This is a genomic window from Salegentibacter sp. (genome assembly GCF_041642575.1).
Lineage (GTDB): Bacteria > Bacteroidota > Bacteroidia > Flavobacteriales > Flavobacteriaceae > Salegentibacter.
In genome coordinates this window covers 1-7,299 of the sequence record NZ_JBEPWD010000096.1, presented here as the reverse complement: position 1 = coordinate 7,299, position 7,299 = coordinate 1, and the positions used below count along the sequence as shown (strand labels likewise).

General features: G+C 40.3%; 5 protein-coding genes. 4 read left to right on the top strand and 1 reads right to left on the bottom strand.

Translation table 11 applies throughout. The annotated features are described in order from the left end of the window. The 3 genes from ACESK1_RS11245 to ACESK1_RS11235 all read left to right on the top strand — a co-directional run. Positions 1 to 246: TolC family protein (locus ACESK1_RS11245; protein ID WP_372920274.1), on the top strand; the 246-nt coding region annotated here is incomplete at its 5' end. Positions 247 to 274: 28 nt separating this feature from the next. Further along, complete coding sequence (locus ACESK1_RS11240) at positions 275 to 1,447, top strand: efflux RND transporter periplasmic adaptor subunit (protein ID WP_372920273.1); 1,173 nt, start codon at positions 275 to 277, stop codon at positions 1,445 to 1,447. A 1-nt stretch (position 1,448) separates the two neighbouring features. Next, complete coding sequence (locus ACESK1_RS11235) at positions 1,449 to 4,922, top strand: efflux RND transporter permease subunit (RefSeq protein ID WP_372920272.1); 3,474 nt, start codon at positions 1,449 to 1,451, stop codon at positions 4,920 to 4,922. Positions 4,923 to 4,976: 54 nt separating this feature from the next. Here ACESK1_RS11235 and ACESK1_RS11230 read toward each other — a convergent pair whose 3' ends face one another. Next, complete coding sequence (locus tag ACESK1_RS11230; protein WP_372920271.1) at positions 4,977 to 5,339, bottom strand: toxin-antitoxin system YwqK family antitoxin; 363 nt, start codon at positions 5,337 to 5,339, stop codon at positions 4,977 to 4,979. A 233-nt stretch (positions 5,340 to 5,572) separates the two neighbouring features. Here ACESK1_RS11230 and aspS point away from each other — a divergent pair. Continuing rightward, the coding region (gene aspS, locus ACESK1_RS11225; RefSeq protein ID WP_372920270.1) for an aspartate--tRNA ligase at positions 5,573 to 7,299 on the top strand (1,727 nt) is incomplete at its 3' end.

The following is a 7,299-nucleotide window of genomic DNA, read 5'->3' as shown; positions in this document are numbered from 1 at the left end:
GAATATGAATACAGTCTTGAAAACTTTCAGACACAAAAGAAAAATCTGGAACTGGCCGAGCGCATTGAAAGCAAAAACCAGATCAAATTTTTTGAAGGGGTGGGCAGCAGCTTTGAATTAAGTGAGGCACAAAGGCAACTTTATACCGCCCAACAAGACTTGCTTCAATCAATGCTGAATGTAATTACAAACAAAGCAGAACTGGAAAACCTTCTGGACACTACTAAATATCCTGATGAAAACTAAATCAAAAAACAGTCTTCAAAACTTTACGATGAAAAAATTAGCAGTTTTAATAAGCATAAGCTTCATCGCTTTTTCCTGCGGAAAGAAAGATGAACAATCAGTTGAAGAAATCATAGAACGAGGTGATCTCACCGAGATCAAGCAAAAGAAATCTGAACTCGGCCAACAACAAAGTGAATTAACCGCAAAAATTGATCAGCTGGATGAGGCGATTAATATGCTTGATGAAAACCGCAGATTGGATCTTGTTACCACTCAGGTTATTCAGGACACCCTTTTTCAGCATTTCGCAGAGGTACAGGGCGATGTCGCTACCGATGAAAACATAATTATCTATCCTGAATTTTCAGGAGTATTAACCGATGTCAGAATAAGTGAAGGTCAAAGTGTAAGTCGAGGTCAAACCCTGGCAATTATAGATGATGGCGGACTTTCTAGTGAACTGGCACAACTGGAAACCCGGGAAGCTTTGGCAAAAACAACCTTTGAGCGTCAGAAAAGATTATGGGAACAAAATATAGGTTCTGAAATGCAATTTCTTGAAGCTAAAACCAATTACGAAGCTATCCAGAGATCCCGGGAGCAGTTAAGAGCCAGACTTGCTAAAACCGTGGTTACTGCACCTTTTACCGGTGTCATCGATGAAGTGATCACAGATGAAGGCCAGGTGGTAAACCCCGGCCAAAGTCCTTTATTCAGGTTAATTAGTTTAGAAAATATGTATGTGGAAGCAGCCGTACCCGAAAATTATTTGAATAAAATTCAAAAAGGAACTCCGGTTACAGTTAAAATAGGTTCTATTGGCAATGAATTCGAAGGTGAAGTCAGACAAGTTGGAAGCAATATAAACCCAAACAACCGAACTTTCAGGGTTCAGGTTGCAGTCCCTAATGAAGATGGACTCATTAAACCCAACCAGATCGCCACGATTCAACTCAACGACTACTCGGCTGAAGATGCTGTTGTTATCCCGGAAAACGCTGTTCAGAAAAATGCCTTAGGTGAAAATATTGTCTATGTACTGGAAGAACCTTCCGGAGAAAATACAGGGATCGCCCGTAAAAAAATTGTAGAAACCGGTTATGTATATGAGGGTCATATGGAGATCACCAAAGGATTACAACCGGGTGACACCCTTATTGTTGAAGGTGCAAAGAACCTACGAGAAGGACAGGAAGTAAAAATAAGAAACGAGCAGTAACATGAAATTAGACAAGGAATTTAAACTTTCTTCCTGGGCCATTGGAAATAAAATGACCGTTTACGTGATCATTGCTATTATAATGATCGGTGGATTGATGTCTTATTACAATATGCCAAGGGAGTCTTTCCCTGAGGTTATTGAAACCAAAATCTACGTAAGCTCAGTAAATCCGGGGAACTCTGCCGAGGATGTAGAAAAGTTTATCACTGAACCCCTGGAGGAGGAATTCAACAATATTGCCGGAATTAAAGAGATCACTTCCAACACCCTGCAGGATTATTCCCTGGTAATTGTAGAATTTGAAGAGGATGTTCAGGTAGATATTGCCAGACAAAAAGTCAAAGACAAAGTAGATCTTGTAAAAGCCGAAACTACCTGGCCTACCTTGGATAATGGTGCTAAAGTTGAACCCAATGTCTTCGACCTGAATCTCACCGAGGAGATGCCCATTCTTAACATCAACCTCACAGGAGATTATACGGTACAACAGCTAAAAGAGTACGCAGAATATCTTCAGGAGCAAATAGAACTTCTTCCTCAGATCAAGGAGGCAGGAATTCGCGGTGCTGAAGACATGGAAGTTGAGATTGCCGTTGATGTTTATAAAATGACTGCTTCCAAAGTCAGTTTCGACGACATAGTTAATTCAGTAAATGCTGAAAACCGAACTATTTCAGGAGGAAATATCATAACAGGTGGAGCCCAGAAAAATATCAGGATAATCGGGGAAATTGAAGACCCCGATGAACTGAGAGACGTGGTTGTTAAACGCGACGGGGGTTTGATCTTTTTAAAAGACATCGCCGACATCAATTTCAAAGAAAAAGATGCCACCACCTTTGCCCGTGAGTACGGCCAACCGGTAGTGATGCTCGACATTAAAAAAAGGGCCGGTAAAAACATGATCGAGGCGGTAGAAAGCATCAAGGAGATCGTAAAGACCGAACAGGAAGACTACCTTCCTGAAAGTTTACACATAAGCCTCAGCAACGACCAATCTACTCAAACTATCAACCAGGTAGATGATCTTGTAAACAATATCATCTTTGGGGTTATCCTGGTGGTTTTAGTTTTAATGTTTTTCCTGGGCTTCAGAAATTCACTCTTCGTTGGAATTGCGATTCCGCTTTCCATGTTTCTCTCTTATATTGTGCTTTCCAGTATGGGATACACGTTAAATACCATGGTGCTCTTTGCCCTGGTTATGGGATTAGGGATGCTTGTAGATAACGGAATTGTAGTAGTTGAAAATGTTTATTCTCTAATGGATCAGGGAATGTCCCGTACCAAGGCTGCCAAACAAGGATTGGGTGAGATCGCCTGGCCTATTATTGCTTCAACAGCAACCACGCTGGCTGCTTTTTTCCCACTGGGATTGTGGCCGGGTCTGGTTGGTAAATTCATGATGATATTTCCGATAACTCTTTCCATAGTGCTGGGTTCATCCCTCTTTGTTGCATTGATAATCAATTCCATGCTTACCTCCCAGTTTATGCAAACAGGAGAAAAACTATTTTCCAAAAAACGCCTTATCAGATTAAGCATTATCATGGGAAGCGGAGGAGTTATTCTGTTAATATTGGGTTATGCCTTAGATACAGGGGCTTTAAGAGCATTTGGAAATATTCTGATACTTTCAGTAATACTGTTATGGGCTTACAAATACTTTATTTCAAAGGCAGTTGATTTCTTCCAGTTGAGAGCGCTGAAAAAGATGGAGAGTTTATATGCACGCACTCTGAAGTTTGCGCTACGCGGAAAAAAAGCTTATTTATTTTTCTTCGGAACCCTCTTCCTACTCTTTATTTCTTTTGTTTTGATAGCTTTGGTTCAGCCGAAGGTCTTATTCTTTCCTGAGAATGAACCCAAACAGATCATTACCTATATAGAATACCCTGAAGGCACCGATATTCATAAAACCAATGAGCTAACTAAAAGAATCGAGAAACAGGTTTTTGAGGTCATCAGGAAATATGAAGATGAAGACGGGTATAACTTCATGGTTGAATCGGCTATCTCCCAGGTAGGTGAAGGTTCAGGAAATCCAATGACCGATGGTGGTCAACAAAATGAGATGCCTCACAAAGCCAAGATCACTATTTCCATGCGGGAATTCAATGAGCGACGCGGGGTAAGAAGTAGTCAGGTTTTAAGTGAGGTTCGCGATGCGGTCCAGGGTTTCCCGGGAGCATCTGTAATTGTTGAAAAAGACCAGGCAGGTCCTCCTTCGGGCTATCCAATAAATATGGAATTAAAGGGGGAAGATTATGAAGAGATGCTCGCGGAGGCTGAGAATATGAGAGCTTACATCCAGGGGATGAGTATCCCTGGAATTGAAAATCTCAAGATTGATGTCAATAAATCAAAATCTGAACTGGACGTAAAAGTAGATCGCAGAAAGGCGGGACAGCTTGGCGTTTCTACCGCTGCAGTTGGGCAAACCCTTAGGAGAGCTATTTATGGAGAGGAGGTTTCTACATATAAAGAAGGTGATGACGATTATGAAGTAAATATGCGTTTCAACGAAGAATTCCGTTATAACGAAAATGCCTTGTTCACTCAGCCAGTAACCTTTATGGATCAGAACACCGGGGAAATTGTACAAGTGCCTATATCTTCTTTGGTAACCACCAATGTGGCTTCTTCGTTCAGCTCAATTAAAAGGAAAGACCTTAAACGGGTAATCACGATATATTCTAATGTCCTGGAAGGTTATAATGGAAACGAAATTGTAGAACGCCTAAAAACCGAACTGAAAAACTACGATCTTCCTCAGGACATCACCCTCGAATTTACAGGAGAACAGGAAGAACAGGAAGAAAATATGAGCTTTCTGCTTAAGGCTTTGCTTATTGCCATTGGCGGGATTCTTTTAATACTGGTAGCTCAGTTTAACTCGATTTCGAAACCAATAATTATCGTTATGGCGGTGATGCTTAGTTTGGTGGGAGTATTTTTTGGTCTTATCATTTTCCAAATGGATTTCATCATAATCATGACCATGATGGGAATTATTTCCCTGGCGGGAATTGTGGTGAATAATGCCATTGTTCTGGTAGACTATACCCAGATCCTCATAGATAGAAAGAAAATTGAATTAGGGCTTGAAGATGATGATCTTTTGACCCGTGAACAGTATTTCGATTGTATTTTTAGAGGAGGAATTTCCAGGTTAAGACCGGTAATTTTAACAGCTATAACAACGGTTCTGGGACTTATTCCATTAGCCGTAGGGTTAAATATTGATTTCTTCAGTCTTTTTATAGATTACGATCCTAAAATTTATATTGGGGGAGATAATGTGATCTTCTGGGGGCCGTTGGCCTGGACCGTGATCTTCGGACTTGTATTTGCCACCTTCCTTACCCTGGTTATTGTCCCGGTAATGTTTTACCTGGTAAATAGAGCTAAGGTTAAGATAGCAGATAAACGAAAAGAGCGAAAGCAAAAAAAACTTGAGGCAAAAGCTTAAAAAACAAAAACCCCGAAGAATTAACTTCGGGGTTTTTATTTTTTAATTTTATTCTTAATCATTGTCCACTAAAATACCTTCGCTTTTCCAGCTATTTACTTTAGCAATTCTATTGTCGTTATAATTAACTTCGGTTAACCTGTCATTAGACCAAAAAAACCATTTACCAGTTTTCTTCCCATAGGTATACTCGGCAATTGCTTCCTTTTCACCCTGCGGGTTGTAAGAAATCCACTCGCCGTGGAGTTTCCCGTCCTTGTACGTTCCTTCCTGCTTAATATTTCCGTCTTCATAATAAAATGTTCCTTTTATTAGTTCCCCATCTTTTTCAAAGACAGGCTCAGGGATTTCCTGACCCATCACGCTACCACCTGCTACCAGCAAGGCAATTGTAATTAGTGATTTTATCTTTTTCATAGTAGTATCTTTTTAAAACCTGAATTACACAAATATAGCCATATATTTACAATAAATCAATATTTACGTAACATTAAATTAACATTGGAAAGCTTATAGACTGAATATAAGTAGCCTAAAAAATTTCATTTTGCACCGGGAGTTTACCGTAAAAACGGGATTTTCAATTAAAATTTAGCTGTTAAGCCACCAGAACTTCTTACTTTTGCTGGCACCAAAATTTAAGGAAGAATATGTACAGAAGTCACACCTGTGGAGAATTAAATGCTACTAATATTGGCCAAAAAGTCCAGCTTTCGGGATGGGTTCAAAAGATAAGAGATAAAGGTTTTATGGTATGGGTAGACCTACGCGACCGCTATGGCCTTACTCAATTAATTTTTGATGAAGATCGATCTTCAAAAGAATTGATGGAAAAAGCTCAGAAACTCGGTCGTGAATTCGTGATCCAGGTAACAGGACAGGTTATTGAACGAGAATCCAAAAACTCCAATATACCTACAGGTGAAATCGAAGTACTGGTTTCTAAATTGGAAATTCTAAACGTTTCTCAAACCCCTCCTTTCACCATTGAAGATGAAACCGATGGTGGGGAAGATCTAAGAATGAAATACCGTTACCTGGATATTCGAAGAAACCCGGTAAAAAATAAACTGATGTTTCGCCATAAAGTTGGAATGCAGGTTCGAAATTATCTTTCTCAAAAGGGTTTTATTGAAGTTGAAACTCCTTACCTTATCAAATCTACGCCGGAGGGAGCCCGTGATTTCGTGGTGCCAAGCCGCATGAACGAAGGCCAGTTTTACGCCCTTCCGCAGTCGCCGCAAACCTTCAAACAATTGCTTATGGTAGGCGGAATGGATAAGTATTTCCAGATTGTGAAATGTTTTAGAGATGAAGATCTTCGCGCCGACCGCCAGCCAGAATTCACGCAGATTGACTGCGAGATGGCTTTTGTAGAGCAGGAAGATATTCTAAACATTTTTGAAGGCCTAACCCGTTTTCTTCTGAAGGAAATAAATAATGTTGAGGTTGAAGAATTCCCTCGCATGACCTATGCTGAGGCGATGAAGAAATACGGGAATGACAAACCCGATATTCGCTTTGGAATGGAATTCACCGAATTAAATGAAGTAGCCAAAAACAAAGGTTTCAAAATTTTTGATGAACAAGAATTAGTTGTTGGGATTGCTGTTCCCGGAGCTGCTTCCTTTACCCGAAAGGAGATCGATAAACTTATTTCCTGGGTAAAACGCCCTCAAATTGGGGCCACCGGATTGATTTGGGCTAAATACAATGAAGACGGAACATTAAAATCTTCTGTAGATAAATTCTATTCTGAAGAAGATCTTAAGACCTGGGCTGAATTAACAAATGCCAATCCGGGAGATCTTATCCTGGTAATGGCGGGAGAAGCTGACAAGACCCGAACTCAGTTAAGCGCTTTAAGAATGCACTTAGGAAATGAGATGGGACTAAGAAAAGCAGATGAATTCGCACCGCTATGGGTGGTAGATTTCCCACTTTTAGAATGGGATGAAGAAACCAACCGATATCATGCCATGCACCATCCTTTTACATCGCCAAAAAAAGAAGATTTTGCACTGCTGGAATCAGAACCGGGAAAAGTTCGTGCTAACGCTTATGATCTTGTTCTCAATGGAAATGAAATTGGCGGCGGCTCTATCAGAATTCACGATAAGGAAACTCAAAGTAAGATGTTCGATTATTTAGGATTTACTCCTGAAGAGGCAAAAGCACAGTTCGGATTTTTGATGGATGCTTTCCAGTATGGTGCACCCCCGCATGGAGGAATCGCCTTTGGATTTGATCGATTAGTAGCTATTCTGGGAGGTCAGGAAAGTATTAGGGATTTCATTGCATTTCCAAAGAATAATTCCGGAAGAGATGTGATGATAGATGCGCCTGCAAACCTGGATAAAGCCCAGTTAGACGAACT